This window comes from Arthrobacter sp. 10T425 (assembly GCF_056393985.1).
In genome coordinates, this window is the sequence record NZ_JBFTGZ010000016.1 from 46644 (window position 1) to 63087 (window position 16444).

Sequence of the window (16444 nt, forward strand, 5' to 3'; positions counted from 1 at the left end):
CAAAATACGGCATCGGCCGGCGGCTCACACCGCCGGCCGTTGCCGTTTAATCCGCCGGGGGCGGAGCCGGGAGAGCCGAGCGCGCGGGAAAGGTCGGGGCGGACCCGGTCCCGGGCCGGCCGGCGGAGCCGGGAGAGCCCAGGGGCCGCGGGCGTCCGTGCCGTGAAGGCTCAGATTGCCCCGGTGGATCCCGCAACCCCGCCCAGCAGCGGCGCCATCGCCCGCCAGCGGGCGATCTCGCAGCCATCGGTGCGGCTGAACGTGCTGTGGACTTCCCGGCCCAGGAACCAGCCGGTCACCACGGCGACCTGCGGACCCCCGTACTGCTGCGTGCACATCTTCGGCGGCCCCGGCTTTGGAAAGAAGATCGCCTCGCCGTGCTGCGTGACCGCCGCGAGGGCGGCCGCCGAATCCGGCAGCGTGGACGCCGGGGCGACGCTGCCGCCGTCGACCGCCAGTCGGAAGGTGTACTCCGGCGCTTCCGGGGCCTCCGTCAGCCGGACGGTGAGATCGATCTCGTGGTGGCTGTGACGCTCGTGGGTGGCGGTCATTGCTGTCCTTCCGTGTGTTCGGGGGCAGGGCCGGAACCCATCGACTGGAGCAGGGGAGCGAGCTCCTGCAACAGCCGCTGCCGCAGTACTTGTGATTCGGCTGAAAAAGCCCGCTGGTGCTCAACGTACGCAGCTTTGCCCTCGGGTGTCTCGATCCGGATCGCCGGATACCCCCAGTCGGCGAGGTCGTACGGCGACGCCCGCATGTCCATGGCCCGGATCCGCCACGAGAGTTCGAAACAGTCCATGACGAGCTCGCTGGGCAGCAACGGGGACAGCTTGTAGGCCCACTTGTATAGGTCCATGTTGGCGTGCAGGCAGCCCGGCTGCTCCATGGTGCGCTGGTTCCCCCGGCTGGGAACCATGCTGTTCAGCGGAACGGCGTCCGGGGTGTAGAAGCGGAAGGCGTCGAAGTGCGAGCACCGGATCCGGTTCTCCTCCACCACCTCGTCGGTGCGCCCGGACCCCAGCCGCAGCTGCAGGTACTCGTGCCGGAGATCGAACTTGTCCTGCCGGTAGACCATGGCCCACTCGTGCAGCCCGAAGCAGCCGAACTGGGCCGGCCGCGCGGCAGTCCCGGCCAGGATGATCCCTGCGAACTGCAGTGCCTCCCGGCGCTCCCTCAGGAAGGCGTCGACGTCGACCGTCACCGCCGGCGACTCCGCCGGCAGCCCGGCGGCCGCGAGTTCTGTGGCGTCGGCCGCGCGGTAATACTTCCACCCGGTCCGCGCCTCAGCCTCGGGGCCGGAGAGCACGACGCCGGCGCCCGGGTGCCAGCGCAGCAGCTGACCGGGCTTCTGGGTGTAGTAGGTGAAGAGGAAGTCCTCCACCGGGTGCTTCCGGCCGGCGGAGCGCCGCTCGAGGTAGGGGTCCGCGTAGCGGCGGACATGTTGGACGTGGGCGGTCTGGCGCGGCAGCCATTCTTCCTGCTGGAGGTGCAAGGGCTTAGCTCGCCCCGCCGGATGAGCCCAGAACATCTTTGGCGGCGTTCCAGGCGGCGATTTCACAGCCGTTTGTCAGGCTGAAGCTCGCCTGAACCGCCCTGCCATCCACGACGCCGGTGACTGTGGCCACCTGCGGGCCGCCGTACTGCTGGGTGCAGGTCTGGTTCTTGGCGGGCGGGGCGGGGCTGAGGATGGCCGGGTTGTTCTTGATGGCGATGCACGCGGCGGCGGCGTTGGGGTGCTGGCTTTCGGCCGCCGGAACCCCGTTTTGGCACACCAGCGTGAAGTTGGCCGCGGTGCCGGTTTCGTTCGGCTTGACCATGATGGCGAGTTCGGCGTTGCCCTTGCCCGGTCCGGACGGCAGCGGGACGGCGGAGGGGGACGGTGCCGGCGAGGTCGTCTCCGTCTCCGGCGACGGCGAGCCCGACGGCGCTGTGGGTGACGGGCTGGAGGGGGTGCCCGACGTCGTGCTGGGGGAGGGAGAAGGTGTGGGCCCGCCGTTCGGCGTGCAGGCGGCCAGTCCGGCCACGGCCATCAGGACGGCCGCCAGGACAAGTGCCGGGCGGCCCGATTGCGTGCGCATCAGCAGTCCTCCTCTGTTTTGCCCAGTCTACCGCCGGGGCGCGTCCTCCGGGCCGGGCCGTGTGGCGGCGATCAGGTCCATCATGGTGGCGTGCAGCTGGCCGACCTGTTCACGGGTCAGGCCCAGCCGGGCCATCATGATGCCCGGGACTTCGGTGGCCTGCTCCCGAAGGGCGGCGCCGCGCGGCGTCAGCCGGACATCCAGGGTGCGCTCGTTGCCTTCCATCCGCTGGCGGGTGATGAAGCCGGCCGTCTCGAGCCGGCGCAGCAGCGGCGAGATGGTTGCCGGCTCCTGGGCCAGGGCGTCGCTGATGTCGCGGACCGACCGCGGGCTCGCTTCCCACAGGCACAACATCACGAGGTACTGCGGGTGGGTCAGGCCGAGCCTGTCCAGGACGGGCTTGTAAGCGCCCACGACGCTGCGGGAGGCCACCGTCAGGGCGAAGCAGAGCTGCTGTTCCAGCAGGAGGTCGTCCTGCGCTGCCTGGGCGTCCGGCAGGCCGTTCGTGGCGTGGCCGCCCTGAATTGCTGGGGTTCCTTGGGTCACACCGACTCCTTCGAATGATTAGTGCACTAATGATTAGCGTACACTGGGAGCATTGTCTTGCTCCCAGGAAAGGATAGCCATGGCCAAGGAAAACGCCGTCGAGAGGTTCATGCGGGCCACCGGGAAGTTCCGGGCGGTGTTCGGGCCGGCAAACCGCAGTTCACTCGGCCACGAGATGACCGACCAGAACAGGCGGCTGCTGGCGGCGCGGCAGGCTGAAACTGAACAGTGGGAGACCTTGCACCGGCCCGACGGCAGCACTTATGTGGTGCCCCGAAACCCTGACGACAAATCCCTGCGCTAGGTCCCTTTTAGCGCCACCTCACCCGGGCCATTTCCCGCTGCCGGGCGTAAAATGAGGGCACTGACACACCGCTGTGCAGCATCCTGAACCATCCGGGACGAGGAAAGGGGGTGGGACTAGTGACACGTGCTGTCAGAGCTTTCATGGAAAAGACCGACAAGCTGAGGCTGCTGTTCGGGCCCGCAAATCGAGGCGACACCGCGGCGCCTGTAGTTCACAAGCACGACGACTTCGAGCACGCCTCGGAAGACGACCTGGCAGGTTTCGAAGTCGAGACGGACGACCACGGACACCACTACGCTGTCCGGAAAACGGATCTCGGGAAAGAAGAGGTCTGACGAGGCCCGCTTCGCCGGTTCCGGGTACCGGGGGCGTCCTGGGCGGCCGCGTGGTACGCGGCCGGAAACGTGGGAATTCGGCCGGAAACGTGGGAATTCGGCCGGAGTTGTGGGGAAGCGGCCGACGACGGGCGGAGACGGGGAAGGGAGCGGCAGGTGCCGCTCCCTTCCCCGTCTTTATGCGGTCCGGGGTCCGCCCGGATGCGCAGGTGCGGCTAGCGGCCGGTGCCGCCGTAGACCGTGGCCTCGTCCTCGCTGTCGAGGTCAAAGGCCCTGTGGATGGCGCGGACGGCGTCGTCGAGCAGATCCGCGTGGGTGACCACGGAGATCCGGATCTCCGAGGTGGAGATCATGTTGATGTTGATGCCGGCCTCGGAGAGGGCCGCGAAGAAGCGGGCGGACACACCCGGGTGCGAGCGCATGCCGGCGCCGATCAGCGAAAGCTTGCCGATCTTCTCGTTATATTCGATGCTCTCAAAGCCGATCCGGTCCTGCGCGGCGTGCAGGGCGGCCAGGGCCTCGGCGCCTTCGACGATCGGGAGGGTGAAGGAGATATCGGTCCGGCCCGTGCCGTGGGTGGACACGTTCTGGACGATCATGTCGATGTTCGAGTGGGCGTCCGCGATGACCTGGAAGATCGCCGCTGCCTTGCCGGGGATGTCAGGTACGCCGACAACCGTGACCTTGGCTTCGGACCGATCGTGTGCCACACCGGAGATGATTGGCTGCTCCAAGGCAACTCCCTCTTGAGTCGTGATCTTGTCGTCGGCGCCGGGCAGAACCCAGGTGCCTTCGTTCTGGCTGAATGAGGAACGGACGTGCAGTGGCACCCCAAAGCGGCGGGCGTATTCAACACAGCGCAGGTGCAGAATCTTAGCGCCGGACGCGGCCAGTTCCAGCATTTCCTCGCTGGAGATGCGGTCGATCTTCCGGGCAGACGCGACCACGCGCGGATCGGCCGTGTACACGCCGTCGACGTCGGTGAAGATCTCGCAGACATCGGCGTCGAGCGCCGCGGCGAGGGCCACCGCCGTCGTGTCCGACCCGCCGCGCCCGAGCGTCGTGATCTCGTTCGTCGTGTGGCTCATGCCCTGGAACCCGGCCACGATCGCGATGTGCCCCTTGTCCAGGGCGGTGCGGATGCGGTGCGGGTCGACGTCGATGATCCGGGCCTTGCCGTGGATGCCGTCGGTGATCATGCCGGCCTGGGACCCGGTGAAAGACTGGGCCGAGGCGCCGAACTTGTTGATGGCCATGGCCAGCAGCGCCATGGAGATTCGTTCGCCGGCGGAGAGGAGCATGTCCATTTCGCGGGCGGGCGCGGAATCGGTGACCTGGCCGGCGAGGTCAAGGAGCTCATCGGTGGTGTCGCCCATGGCGGAAACCACCACGACGACCTCGTCGCCGGCGTTTTGGGCATCCACGACCCGCCGGGCGACGCGCTTGATGCCTTCTGCGTCAGCCACCGAGGAACCGCCAAATTTCTTCACGACAAGGTGCTTGGTGGCGGCGGCCGAGACGGGCAACGTCTGCGATCCGGGCTGGACTTCGGTAGTGGGCAAACTCATTCGCGCACCCTCACTGGATCATCGGGGTTCTGGGCCAGGCAACCAAACGGCGCGACGGCGTAACTTCTCACCCCAGTTTATCGCCGTGCCGCCCGCGCCGTTGAATTGTGACCGAATGGCAGACACTCCGGGTTTTGTCTCCACCGGACATGCCCAGTGCTGCGGGCAAGGAGTGGACATGCTCASTGCTGCCGCGGGACATGCTCATTCTTGGCGGGCWGGAGTGGGCRTGAGGGCATTGTGTCCATTCCCGGGCAGGGGCGCTGGACATGTCCGCCGGGGCAGGGTGGGGGAGCTCGGGCCAGGAGTGGACATGCTCAGTGCTGCCGCGGGACATGCTCATTCTTGGCGGGCAGGAGTGGGCGTGAGGGCATTGTGTCCATTGTTGGGTGCGGGCGCGGGGCATGTCCGCTGGGCGTGGGCGTGGGCGTGGGCGTGGGCGTGGGCGCGGGGCATGTCCGCTAGCCGCGGTCCAGCCGGTAGCGCCAGGACGGGAGCTGTTTTCCCGCTGTGTCCTCGGCAACGGGGAAGAAGCGGTCCTTCCGGAAGCCCAGGCCCTCGAGCAGCCTTCGGGACGGGAGATTGGGCTCGTAGACTCCCGCGAAAATGGTCTCGCTGCCGCGGGCGCCGAAAAGCCAGTCGACCAGGGCGCCGGCGGCCTCCCGGCCGAGACCGAGCCCGTGGTGCTCCGGGTGAAGAACGTAGCCCAGGCTGGCTGAGTCTGCGGGAATCCGGCCGGGCGCCGGGGGTTCCTGCGTGTTCCAGGTCCGGGCGTCGCCAACGACTTCACCGGTGGCCCGGAGCTCGATCGCCCAGCCGAAGTGAAACCACTCGGCCGTGGAGGATGCCGCCGCGGACAGTGTCTGCTCAAGCCGGGCGCTGTTCTGCGCGGGGGTGAGCGGACCATGGGACAGGTACCGCGTGGCCGCCGGATGGGCCCGGAACCGGAGCAGGGCGCCGGCGTCGTCCGCTGTCAACGGACGCAACAGCAACCGCCCGGTGAGGAGCGGCGCCGGGGTGCCGCTGCCGGTGGTTGCCACGAATCCGTCAGCTCAGCTCAGGGCGTTGCGGCGGCCCTCGAAGGCCCTGCCGAGCGTGACTTCGTCGGCGTATTCCAGGTCCCCGCCCACGGGCAGGCCGGACGCCAGCCGGGTGACGGCGATGCCAATCGACTTGAGCATCCGGGCCAGATACGTCGCCGTGGCCTCGCCCTCGAGGTTGGGGTCGGTGGCGATGATGATTTCCTGAATGGCGCCGTCGTTGAGCCGGGTCAGCAGCTCACGGATCCGGAGCTGTTCCGGACCGATCCCGGCGATCGGATTAATCGCGCCGCCCAGGACGTGGTACCTGCCGCGGAAGGACCGCGTGCGCTCCACCGCCAGGACGTCCTTGGATTCTTCGACGACGCAGATCACCGTGGGGTCCCGGCGCGGGTCGCGGCAGATGTTGCACAGTTCCTGCTCGGTCACGTTCCCGCAAACCGTGCAGAACTTGACCCGTTCCTTCACTGTGGTGATGGCATCGACAAGCCGCTTCATGTCCTGGGGATCAGCCTCGAGGATGTGGAAGGCCAGCCGCTGGGCGGACTTCGGCCCCACTCCGGGAAGGCGTCCGAGCTCGTCGATCAGCTCTTGAACTGCGCCTTCGTACACAATGTCCTCGTTCGTTTGGAGTGGGGCCGGGGCCAGCCGGCAGGGGGTCTGCTAGAAGCGGGGCGGCAGGGGGCTTCCATCCAGGGAGCGCTCCTCCACCAGTTTCCCGCCCAGAATACGCTCGACGGCGGCCCGGCCGAAGACGCCCGATTCCTCGATCGTTTCGTCGTCGGCGCTGGGGATGTCCTGTACGTAGACGGTGGTCGCGGCGGCAGCTCGGGTGGGGGCCTTCGCCCGCCCGGCCTCGGCCTCGGGACTGTTCGACAGCCGCTGGTACAGGCTTTGCCGGCCTGCCGGGGCGGCGGCCTCGGGAACGGCAGTGACCGCAACAGCCTCCGCGACGGCAGCTACGGCAGCGGCGGCCACACGCGGCGCAACAGACTCCGCAACCGCCGGCGCCGGAGCCACTTCGGCCCGGGCCGGGTGGTCCGAGGTCAGCCCGGACGGCGCGGACACGACACCCGCGTACTCCGGGATCTGTGCCGCCGCCGGCTCGTAGTGCACAGGCTTCGGCTCGGGCTCGGGCGCAGCGGGCTCGACATCCGGGCTCGTGTACCGGCCGAGGTTCGAATCTGTGCCGACCGTCCAGACGCCGGGTGACTGCTCGACGGCGCGGGCCCACGCGTCATCCGCCGCGTCCGGTTCTGCGCCCGGTGTCCGGGCCGGGGAGCCGGCGGTTTTGGATGCCTGCGCGGCAGGGGACTTGCGGGCCGGAGCGGTAGCGGCAGCCGCGGGCTCGGGGCGGCGCGGCGTGGCTACGGGCGAGGGGTCCCAATCCATTGGTGGTTCCTCGTCCAGCGGAGGGGCGTCCTCGTCCCGGGGCGGTCCCCAGTCGTCATCGGCGTCGGCGTAGGACCCGGAAGGCTCCGAAGGGCCGTCCGATTCGGCTGCCGGCTCGGCTGCGCGGACCGGCGCCTGGGCTGCGGGGGCCGGAGTGGGTTGCGTCGAAGGCATTGAGGCGGCGGGAACGTGCGCCGGGGCCACCCGCGAGGTGACGGCTTCAGCGGCATCGTTGGCCGGAGATGGGGCCTGCTGGGGAGCCGGGCTCAGGCCCCAAGCGACGTCGGCCGATGTCGCCTGGCTTGCGGACGATGCCGGGGTCTCCGGGCTAGCCGGCGGCGCTTTTGGGTTTGGCTCAGAGCTCGCTGGGCTGTTGCTGCTGCCGGCCACGGCCCGGATCTGGCAATCGATGCCGATGGTCTTGTGGATCGCCTGCCGGAGGTTCTCGGCGTGGTCGGCCCGGCCGAAGGCGCCCGCCAGCCCGGCGGTGGTGAACGCGAGGGTCAGGACGTGGTCTTCGAAATGGCCCACCTGGGCGTTGGGTTCCACCAGCGCCCAGGTGCTGCGTTTGATCTTGGTGAGCGTTTGCAGGATCTCGGGCCAGGCGCGGCGCAAAACCTCCACGTCGGCTCCGGGTCCGGCGGCGGAGCCGGGAGCTGGGCTGGGAACAGCGGCAGGCGCCCGGCCGGGCTCGGCCGGCTCGGGACGCGCGGGGACGGAGGGTGCTGGGGTGGATGCCGCCGGGGCGGACGGTGCAGGGGCGGATGGGGCAACCGTTGGGGCAGTCGCCGACGCGGGCAGGGACGGAGGCGCGGCGGCGGGACCTGCGGCAGGGGCGGGCCGGCTGGCCGCCGCGGGTTCGTCCACAGGCCAGTCGCCGGTGCTGACCCGTGGTGCCGTCAGCGGTTCTCGGACGGGCTCGTCCTGCCGGGCGGGCGCGGAGACTGTGGCCGGCGGCTGCTCGTCCTGACGCGGGCCGGAGGGGGTGGTGGTCGTGGCAGTCGGCGCGGCGTGCGAAGGTGCGGCGGGCACGTGCGCTGCCGGCAACTGTGGCGCGGCTGCCTGCTCCGTGCGTGCAGGCGGAACGGTGGCAGGTGCGGGGGCGCTGGCGAGGGGAGCTCCGACGTCGTTCCCGGCGTAGTTCAACCGCCGCTCGACGCGGTCGATCCGGGCCGCAATGCCACGCTCGGTCTGCTCGGAGCTGGGCAGCAGGATACGGGCGCACAGCAGTTCCAGATGCAGGCGCGGAGAGGTGGCCCCGGTCATGTCCGTGAGCGCGGTATTGGTCACGTCAGCGGCGCGGGAGAGCTCGGCCGCCCCGAGGTTGTGCGCCTGGTTCTGCAGGCGGGCGATCTGGTCCGCCGGCATGCCGCGGAGGATGGACTGGGCGCTTTCGGGCATGGCCTGGACGATGATGAGGTCGCGGAAGCGTTCGAGCAGGTCCTCGACGAAACGCCGGGGATCGTGCCCGGTCTGGATGACGCGGTCCACAGCGCGGAACACCGTGGCGGCATCCGACGCCGCGACGGCTTCGACGACGTCATCGAGCAGGGAGGCGTGCGTGTAGCCCAGGAGGGCGACCGCGAGTTCGTAGTCCAGTCCGTTTGGTCCGGCGCCGGCCATGAGCTGGTCGAGCACGGAGAGGGAGTCGCGGACCGAACCGCCGCCCGCGCGGATGACGAGCGAGAGCACCCCGGGCGCCACGGGGACGTTCTCCTGGGTGCAGAGCAGCTCCAGATACGCCATGAGAGGCTCCGGCGGCACCAAGCGGAAAGGGTAGTGGTGCGTGCGGGAACGGATGGTGCCGATGACCTTGTCCGGCTCCGTGGTGGCGAAGATGAACTTGATGTGTTCCGGCGGTTCTTCGACGATCTTGAGCAGGGCGTTGAACCCGGCCGACGTGACCATGTGGGCTTCGTCGATGATGAAGATCTTGTAGCGGTCCCGGACGGGGGCGTAGGTGGCCCGTTCCCGGAGGTCGCGGGCGTCGTCCACACCGCCGTGGCTGGCGGCGTCGATCTCGATGACGTCCAGGGAGCCGGAGCCGCCGCGGGCGAGTTCCACGCAGCTGGGGCACTTGCCGCAGGGAGTGTCCGTGGGGCCCTCGGCGCAGTTCAGGCAGCGGGCCAGGATGCGGGCGGAGGTGGTTTTGCCACAGCCGCGGGGGCCCGAAAAGAGATAGGCGTGGTTGACGCGGTTCTTGCGCAGGGCCGTCATGAGAGGCTCGGTGACGTGCTCCTGCCCGATAACGTCCGCGAACGAATCGGGGCGGTATCGACGGTAGAGGGCGGTAGTAACAGTCACAGATAAACCCTACCAATCGGCACAGACATAAAAGACCCCTCATGCACCCGCCAGAGCCCGTTTACCCTTGCTACCTTCCGGTCCTGGGGGAGTTCAACAGGATGACGCCACATGAGGGGCCGTCAGCAAGTTTACCTGACGATTGGGTGTGCCCCGAATTGGCCCGGTTTGGCCCTTGATCCTCGATGGGGCATGCCCATTTTTCGCGGCAGGGGCGGGCTGCAGGAGCGGGGGCGGTGGGACTGTGTCCAGCGGTCGGGCGGGCGCAGTGGGCATGTCCAAGTGGCGGGAGTGGGCAGCGTGGGGCATGCCCATTCTTGGCGGGAAGGAGGGGGCTATTTGGGGCTATGTCCAGCCCTCGGGCGGGCTGTGGGGCATGTCCAGTCGCGGGAGTGGGCAGTGTGGGGCATGCCCATTCTTGGCGGGAAGGAGTGGGCTATTTGGGGCTATGTCCAGCCCTCGGGCGGGCCTTGGGGCATGTCCCGCGGAGGAGCCGCAGGCCGGGGCGGGGAGGCTCAATTGGGCGAAGCCGGAAAGTTCAGGTATTCTAGTATCTGCTTTTGATTCAGAAGCAACTGGAGAATTCGCCTAGCGGCCTATGGCGCACGCCTGGAACGCGTGTTGGGTTAACGCCCTCGGGGGTTCAAATCCCCCATTCTCCGCGGTTGGCCCCGGTCCTCGGACCGGGGCCTTTTTGCGTCTACGGGCCTTTCGCGTCTCGGGCATTTCTATCCTCGTGAGCTTCTCGTGAGCTTCTCGTGAGGTTCTGGCCAAGGCTGCGTCCTCCGGCAGTACCGCCACCGATTCATCCGCCAAGTCGGCTCGGAGGCCCAGCCGCCCCGTGCCCAGCCCCCTGTGCCCCAGCCCCCCGTGCCCCAGCCGCCCGTGCCCCAGCCGCACTGCGCCCCCGGCCCGCCCCGAACCAGCAAGCCGCCGGCGCCGCCCGCCGGCCCAGACTCAGGCCCGGTATCCCAGCCGGCGCAGCCGGGCCCGGGCAGCTTGCTCGCTCGGGCCCATCCGGCCGAGAGCCACATGCACCACGCCGAGCGTGACCCGGGTGGCCAGGGTTACCGGCAGCGGTATCGGGCCCAGCCGCGCGGTCCGCAGGCCCAGGAGCTCGCGGTACTTAGGTTCAAGACTGACGACTGCGGCCGCGAACAGCACCCGGTAGCCAGGCCTGAGCGCGGGGTGCAGGGGCGGGTCGCGAATGAACGCCACCGTTTCGGTGACCCGTTCGTCACAGCGGAGCTCGCCGGCGTCGTACCAGCGGTCCAGCTGCTGCCGCATTTCCGCTTCGCTCAGCGGCGGTGCCTCGACGCCCATCAGCCGGCCGGCCTGGGCCCACTCACGGACGTAGGCATCAGGTCCGCCAGGAATTGGCCGCCCCCACAGCTTGTGGGCAGAGAGGAAAGCGTCTGTAAAGGCAATGTGAACCCACCGGAGCAGCTCGGGATCGTTGGCCGCGTAACTGCGCCTGATGCCGTGGCCATCCACAAATTCTCCCCGCACCGTCCGGTGCAGCCGAAGAACCCAGTCCGACGCCGCCTTCGCCGTATCCGTGGAGCCATACGTCACGGTGAAGATCCAGCGGATCGTGCCAGCCAGCCGGCCCAGCGGGTCTTCGCGGAAACGGGAGTGATCGTGGACTCCGGCCAACGCGCCGGGATGGAGCGCCTGCATCAGCAGTGCCCGGATGCCCGCCACGATGGTTGGCATGTCCCCGTGCACGGCCCAGACGGCCGAGCCGGGCAAGTGGTAACCGGCGTCGTCCCCCTCGGCCAGGCCCGGCACCCACTCGGGCACCGAATCGCGCGTCCCCGTGAACGTCTGTTTGAGTTCCGCCTGCCATTCCCTGAGGACATTTCGCATCCTTCATTCTTACCCGTCCCGGCGGCGTGCGGCACCTGCAATTGTGCGGAGAACTACTGGGGCGCCGCTGGCAAGCTACTGGGGACATCCGCGGATCTCCGATTGGTCCCGCAAAAGGAACACGCTGACGGTTCACAGACCCGGCCGTCTGTGGTCACATAGGGAGGTAAGTCCGTGAAGATTGGGGTCTGGCGGACATATTGCGGGAGTCATTTCGTGGGAAAACACTGGGGAAACTCATCGAGTGAGCAGTCAGCGAGGGCACGGACCATTGCCGTGCGCTGCGTGTCCGGAGGCCTGTGCCTGTCCCTGGCCGTGCTGGCATTCGGCGGCTTTCAGGGACTGAGCGCCTTTGCGACCTACGGCGCGCCCACCGCCGTCCCGACGGCGGCCATGCCTGCCTCCGGCGACGTGGGACCGGAGGCCCTGGACCCGCTGGCCCACTCCGCCGCGACCGCGCCAGCAGGGACTCCCGGCGCCGGCGCTGTCACCGCCGATGCCCAGGCGCTCGTGGCCTTTAGCCGGAGCACGGTGGACACGGCCACCCGGGCAGGGGTGCGGGGCGAGCTCAATGTGGCCTCGGCGTCGCTGCACCGGCCCGCGGTGGGTTTCCTCATGGCCCCCCTTGAATCACTGGTGCCTTCGTCCCCGTTCGGGCTGCGCACCAGCCCCCTGACGGGATTCGCGGGCGAATTCCACTGGGGCCAGGACTTCGCGGCCCCCTGCGGCACCCGGGTCTACTCCGCCGACGCCGGTGTGGTGCGGGCCGTCGGGTGGCACCCGTGGGGCGGCGGAAACCGGGTGGAAATCGACCACGGCAACGGTCTCATCACCACGTACAACCATCTGGAGGCGATCGCGGTCAAGAAGGGCGACTCCGTGCGGGTGGGGGAAATTATTGCCCGGGTAGGTACCACCGGATCCTCTACCGGCTGCCATCTTCACTTCGAAACCATCCTCAATGGCTCCCACACTGATCCGCGCGATTGGACATTTCTCCCCATCAAGCAGGTGGATCAACTCGGCCCGATCGACATGACCAGTTACGCACCCGACGCCGGTAAGGCAACCAACGCGGGGATTGGCTGGGCGATTCCTGTCCGGGAGGACCTGACCCATGTGGTGGGCGACGGCGTTCAGGAGCAGCCTGCCGCGGTGGCCGCCAAGCCGTCGGGGAGTGCCTCGCCTGCGGCTACTGAAGCCGCCGCCGACAAACCGTCCCCAACGCCTTCTGCCACCTCTAAGCCGACACCCACGGGCACTGCTTCCGCGACCCCGACGCCCACCGGCACTGCCACCCCTAAGCCGACACCCACCGGCACCGCTTCCGCGACCCCGACGCCGACCGGCACTGCCACGACGACCGCGCCTGCCGCGCCCACCCCAACCCCGTCGGCAACTGCGACCCCGACGCCGTCGGCGACCGCCACCCCGACGCCGTCGGCGACCGCCACCCCGACGCCGGCGCCAACCCAGACGGGAACAGCCTCAGCCAAGCCATCAGCACCGTTATCGGTCCCGCCGCCGGTGGCACCGCCGTCCTCCGCGCCCGCGTCAGTCTCCGCAACGGCGACGGAGGCTGCCGCCAAGACGGCCACCCCGGTGCCGGCCCCGCTCACTGTGGAGCCGGACCCGGTCACCGCGCCGGCCGATACGCCGAAGCCACGGGCGGTCACGCAGTCGGCCACCACGGCAGTGAGAACAGAACCCTCCGCGACGCCCTCAGCGACGCCCAGCGGCTAGCCCCCGCCGCGCCGCGGGGCATTGTTACGGCGTCATGTCCGGGAGGCACACCCATACCCGCAGGCCCCGGTGCCGAATAATGGAGTGACCAGTTCAGATTCCCTGCTCCGGACCATCGACATCGCAAGGACGCGCCCCATGACAGCTCTGCACTCCATTCCCCTGACCCTCATCGACGGGACCGAGACCGATTTTGGCCGATTCAAGGGCGAGGTGGTTCTGGTGGTCAACGTGGCGTCCCAGTGCGGTTTCACGCCCCAGTACGCTGGACTCGAGGCGCTGCACAACAAGTTCCGAGGCCAGGGCTTCCAGATCCTCGGCGTCCCCTGCAACCAGTTCGCCGGGCAGGAGCCCGGCGGCGAGGCCGAGATCGCCGAGTTCTGCGAGCGCAATTTCGGGGTGACCTTCCCGCTGACGGTCAAGGCCAACGTCCGGGGAAAGAACCAGCACCCGCTCTACGCCGAGCTCACCAAATTCAAGACGGGAATCCTGCCCGGCCTGGTGAAGTGGAACTTCGAGAAGTTCCTCGTGAACCGCGACGGCGAGGTCATCGCCCGCTTTGCGCCCACCGTTGAGCCTGACGCGCCGGAGATCATCGAGGCTGTTCAGTCCGCCCTCGACTGACCCGACCGGCCCGGGGTCCAGAGGAACTCAGCCCTATCCCTAAGCATGCTTAGCGCCTAGACTGGCCGGACCCTCCAACATTCCGGGCTTCCCCGCGGCGCAAGCAACTCTGGCAGCCGTCGGCAGTATGGCCGGGTGTTCCTGTGGAGGGCGCATCAAAGAACTTCGTGAATCACACCAGGGCGCCCACCACGGGGCCCGTGAAAGCAGGAGGAAATAGATGACAGGGAACAAAGCCGTTGCCTACAAGGGGCCTGGCAAGGTCGAACTGATCGACATTGACTACCCCACCTTCGAACTCAAGGACGGCCCGGGGGTCAACCCCGCCAACGTGGGCCGGCAGGTGCGCCACGGCGTAATCCTCAAAACCGTGGCCACGAATATTTGCGGTTCGGACCAGCACATGGTCCGGGGGCGCACCACGGCTCCCGCCGACCTGGTGCTCGGGCACGAGATCACCGGAGAAGTGGTGGAAGTGGGTCCGGATGTTGAATTCATCAAAGTGGGGGACATCTGTTCCGTCCCGTTCAATATCGCCTGCGGGCGCTGCCGGAACTGCAAGGAACGCAAGACGGGCATCTGCCTGAACGTCAACCCCGACCGCCCGGGCAGCGCCTATGGCTATGTGGACATGGGCGGCTGGGTAGGCGGCCAGGCCAACTACGTCCTGGTGCCGTATGCCGATTGGAACCTGTTGAAGTTCCCGGACAAAGACCAGGCCCTCGAAAAGATGATGGACCTGACGATGCTCTCGGACATCTTCCCGACCGGATTCCATGGTGCGGTCACCGCAGGCGTCGGCGTGGGGTCCACCGTCTACGTGGCAGGCGCAGGGCCCGTGGGCCTGGCCGCGGCGACCAGTGCCCAGCTCCTGGGTGCCGCCGTCGTGATTGTGGGTGACATGAACGCGGACCGCCTGGCACAGGCGCGCAGCTTCGGCTGCGAGACCATCGACCTGAGTAAGGGCGGCCCGGCCGAGCAGATCGAGCAACTCCTGGGCGTCCCGGAAGTCGATTGCGGCGTGGATGCCGTGGGATTTGAGGCCAAGGGGCACGGGGCCGGAGCCCACGAGGCCCCCGCCACCGTCCTGAACTCGCTGATGGAGGTAACGGCCGCCGGCGGTGCCCTGGGCATCCCCGGGCTCTACGTCACCGGGGACCCGGGCGGCGTGGACGAGGCCGCGAAGAAGGGTTCGCTCTCGCTCAGCCTCGGAACGGGCTGGGCAAAGTCACTCAGCTTCACCACGGGACAGTGTCCGGTCATGAAGTACAACCGGCAGCTGATGATGGCCATCCTGCATGACAGGGTGCATATCGCCAAGAACGTCAACGCGAAGGCGATTACCCTGGAGGACGCGCCGAAGGGCTACGCGGAATTCGACGCCGGCGCGGCGACGAAGTTCGTGCTCAACCCGAACGGCTACCTGAGCTAGCGGAAACCGTGAACCCGGCGGCACTGTCCGTCCCGCCCCGAAGCCCCGGGGTTTCGGGAGTGCCGCCGGGCGTCCCCGCCCCCCGTATATGCCGGAAAGGGCATGTGAGGGCACGCCACCTGTTAACGCTTATTTTTCCAATATGCCTGTCCCAGTTTTTACATTGTTTGCCCAATGTCTGGTTGGATAGTTCTTACTGAGAGGGACCCTGGAGGCACCGCTTCCACCCAACCAAGAAGGCAGCAATGGAGCGCATCGAGGCCGAACACCCCCGGCCACGTCATTTCCTACTTCACCTGAGCGACCCCCACCTGCTGGGGGGTCCGCAACCCTTGCACGGCGTCGTGGACAGCGAAGCCCTGCTCAGGCAACTCTTCGAGGAGGTCCACGCCTCCGGGGCCCGCCCCGAAGCCGTAATCTTCACGGGCGACCTGGCTGACCTGGGCGAACCCGAGGCGTATGCCAAGCTCCGCGCAATCGTGGATCCGGCGTGCGAGGCCCTGGGGGCCAAGGTCATCTGGGCGATGGGCAACCACGACGACCGGGCGAATTTCCGGGCCGGGCTCCTGGACCAGGCCGACAATGACGCGCCCGTGGACCACAGCTACTTCGTCAACGGGCTGCGCATCATCACCCTCGACACCTCCGTGCCCGGCTTCCACCATGGTGAATTGAGCCACGACCAGCTGGACTGGCTCGCTGCTGAACTGGCCACCCCGGCCCCGGACGGGACCATCCTTGCCCTGCACCACCCGCCGGTACCGTCCGTGCTGGACCTTGCCGTGCTCGTGGAGCTCCGGGGCCAGCCGGCGCTCGCCGGCGTCCTGCGCAACTCCGATGTCCGCGCCATCCTGGGCGGCCACCTGCACTACTCGACCACCGCAACGTTCGCGGGCATCCCTGTGTCCGTGGCTTCAGCCACCTGCTACACGCAGGATCTGAACGTCCCGGTCGGCGGCACCCGAGGCCGCGACGGCGGGCAGGCGTTCAACCTGGTCCACGTCTACGAACACACGATCGTGCACTCCGTGGTGCTGCTCGGCGACACCCCGGCGGTGGGGGAGCTGGTCTCGCCGGAGGAAGTCCAGCGCCGGCTCGCGGCCGCAGGGATCCATATCCCTGGGAAGGCCAAGCTCGAGGCCCCGTCCCGGACGTCGGCGCACCGCAGGTACACCACCCTGAACTGATTCACTCCCCGGCCGACGC

At 68.3% G+C, this 16444-nt stretch carries 15 protein-coding genes, 1 tRNA gene and 1 other RNA gene; 7 read left to right on the forward strand and 10 right to left on the reverse strand.

Features of this window, described 5'->3' with window-relative positions; all coding sequences use genetic code 11:
- Positions 1–170: 170 nt before the first annotated feature.
- From AC1DDH_RS16940 to AC1DDH_RS16955, 4 genes are read right to left on the reverse strand one after another with little or no spacing between them, the layout of a single operon-like run.
- Complete coding sequence (locus tag AC1DDH_RS16940; protein ID WP_476871037.1) at positions 171–551, reverse strand: serine protease inhibitor; 381 nt, start codon at positions 549–551, stop codon at positions 171–173.
- Positions 548–1528 carry a 3-methyladenine DNA glycosylase gene (locus tag AC1DDH_RS16945; RefSeq protein ID WP_476857666.1) on the reverse strand — a complete coding sequence of 327 codons (981 nt, stop codon included), beginning with the start codon at positions 1526–1528 and terminating at the stop codon, positions 548–550. Before AC1DDH_RS16945 ends, AC1DDH_RS16940 begins: the two co-directional genes overlap by 4 nt.
- Positions 1497–2078 carry an SSI family serine proteinase inhibitor gene (locus tag AC1DDH_RS16950; RefSeq protein WP_243181456.1) on the reverse strand — a complete coding sequence of 194 codons (582 nt, stop codon included), beginning with the start codon at positions 2076–2078 and terminating at the stop codon, positions 1497–1499. The genes AC1DDH_RS16945 and AC1DDH_RS16950 overlap by 32 nt, the downstream gene beginning before the upstream one ends.
- 27 nt (positions 2079–2105) lie before the next feature.
- Positions 2106–2576 carry a MarR family winged helix-turn-helix transcriptional regulator gene (locus AC1DDH_RS16955; protein ID WP_476850579.1) on the reverse strand — a complete coding sequence of 157 codons (471 nt, stop codon included), beginning with the start codon at positions 2574–2576 and terminating at the stop codon, positions 2106–2108.
- A 127-nt stretch (positions 2577–2703) separates the two neighbouring features.
- Between AC1DDH_RS16955 and AC1DDH_RS16960 the strand changes: the two genes are divergently transcribed.
- Both AC1DDH_RS16960 and AC1DDH_RS16965 read left to right on the forward strand, forming a co-directional pair.
- Complete coding sequence (locus tag AC1DDH_RS16960; RefSeq protein ID WP_028278007.1) at positions 2704–2928, forward strand: hypothetical protein; 225 nt, start codon at positions 2704–2706, stop codon at positions 2926–2928.
- A gap of 143 nt (positions 2929–3071) precedes the next feature.
- Positions 3072–3266: a hypothetical protein gene (locus tag AC1DDH_RS16965; protein ID WP_043436631.1), complete on the forward strand. Its 195-nt coding sequence runs from the start codon at positions 3072–3074 to the stop codon at positions 3264–3266.
- A 215-nt stretch (positions 3267–3481) separates the two neighbouring features.
- On the opposite strand, the gene AC1DDH_RS16970 is transcribed toward AC1DDH_RS16965, so the two are convergent.
- The 5 genes from AC1DDH_RS16970 to ffs form a co-directional block, all read right to left on the reverse strand.
- Positions 3482–4834 (reverse strand): aspartate kinase, encoded by a 1353-nt coding sequence (locus AC1DDH_RS16970; protein ID WP_018774393.1) that lies wholly within the window; start codon positions 4832–4834, stop codon positions 3482–3484.
- Between the two features lie 461 nt (positions 4835–5295).
- On the reverse strand, positions 5296–5874 hold the full coding sequence (locus AC1DDH_RS16975; protein WP_476850515.1) for a GNAT family N-acetyltransferase: 579 nt from the start codon (positions 5872–5874) through the stop codon (positions 5296–5298).
- A gap of 12 nt (positions 5875–5886) precedes the next feature.
- A complete protein-coding gene (gene recR, locus AC1DDH_RS16980; RefSeq protein WP_018774392.1) occupies positions 5887–6486 on the reverse strand; it encodes a recombination mediator RecR in 600 nt (199 codons plus the stop codon).
- A gap of 51 nt (positions 6487–6537) precedes the next feature.
- Positions 6538–9570, reverse strand: a complete 3033-nt coding sequence (locus tag AC1DDH_RS16985) for a DNA polymerase III subunit gamma and tau (protein WP_476955900.1) — start codon at positions 9568–9570, stop codon at positions 6538–6540.
- Between the two features lie 27 nt (positions 9571–9597).
- Positions 9598–9694: signal recognition particle sRNA small type (gene ffs / locus AC1DDH_RS16990), an RNA gene on the reverse strand.
- Between the two features lie 453 nt (positions 9695–10147).
- Between ffs and AC1DDH_RS16995 the strand changes: the two genes are divergently transcribed.
- Positions 10148–10232: transfer RNA gene (locus tag AC1DDH_RS16995), tRNA-Ser, on the forward strand.
- Between the two features lie 295 nt (positions 10233–10527).
- Here AC1DDH_RS16995 and AC1DDH_RS17000 read toward each other — a convergent pair.
- Positions 10528–11439, reverse strand: coding sequence for an oxygenase MpaB family protein (locus AC1DDH_RS17000; RefSeq protein WP_476850517.1), 912 nt, complete (start codon positions 11437–11439; stop codon positions 10528–10530).
- A gap of 285 nt (positions 11440–11724) precedes the next feature.
- Between AC1DDH_RS17000 and AC1DDH_RS17005 the strand changes: the two genes are divergently transcribed.
- The 4 genes from AC1DDH_RS17005 to AC1DDH_RS17020 all read left to right on the forward strand — a co-directional run bounded on the left by AC1DDH_RS17005 (position 11725) and on the right by AC1DDH_RS17020 (position 16425).
- Positions 11725–13182 carry a M23 family metallopeptidase gene (locus AC1DDH_RS17005; RefSeq protein WP_476955901.1) on the forward strand — a complete coding sequence of 486 codons (1458 nt, stop codon included), beginning with the start codon at positions 11725–11727 and terminating at the stop codon, positions 13180–13182.
- Between the two features lie 138 nt (positions 13183–13320).
- A complete protein-coding gene (locus AC1DDH_RS17010; protein ID WP_476931420.1) occupies positions 13321–13806 on the forward strand; it encodes a glutathione peroxidase in 486 nt (161 codons plus the stop codon).
- A 220-nt stretch (positions 13807–14026) separates the two neighbouring features.
- Positions 14027–15238, forward strand: a complete 1212-nt coding sequence (fdhA, locus tag AC1DDH_RS17015) for a formaldehyde dehydrogenase, glutathione-independent (RefSeq protein ID WP_028278013.1) — start codon at positions 14027–14029, stop codon at positions 15236–15238.
- A 245-nt stretch (positions 15239–15483) separates the two neighbouring features.
- Positions 15484–16425, forward strand: coding sequence for a phosphodiesterase (locus AC1DDH_RS17020; protein ID WP_230007874.1), 942 nt, complete (start codon positions 15484–15486; stop codon positions 16423–16425).
- Positions 16426–16444 lie beyond the last annotated feature (19 nt).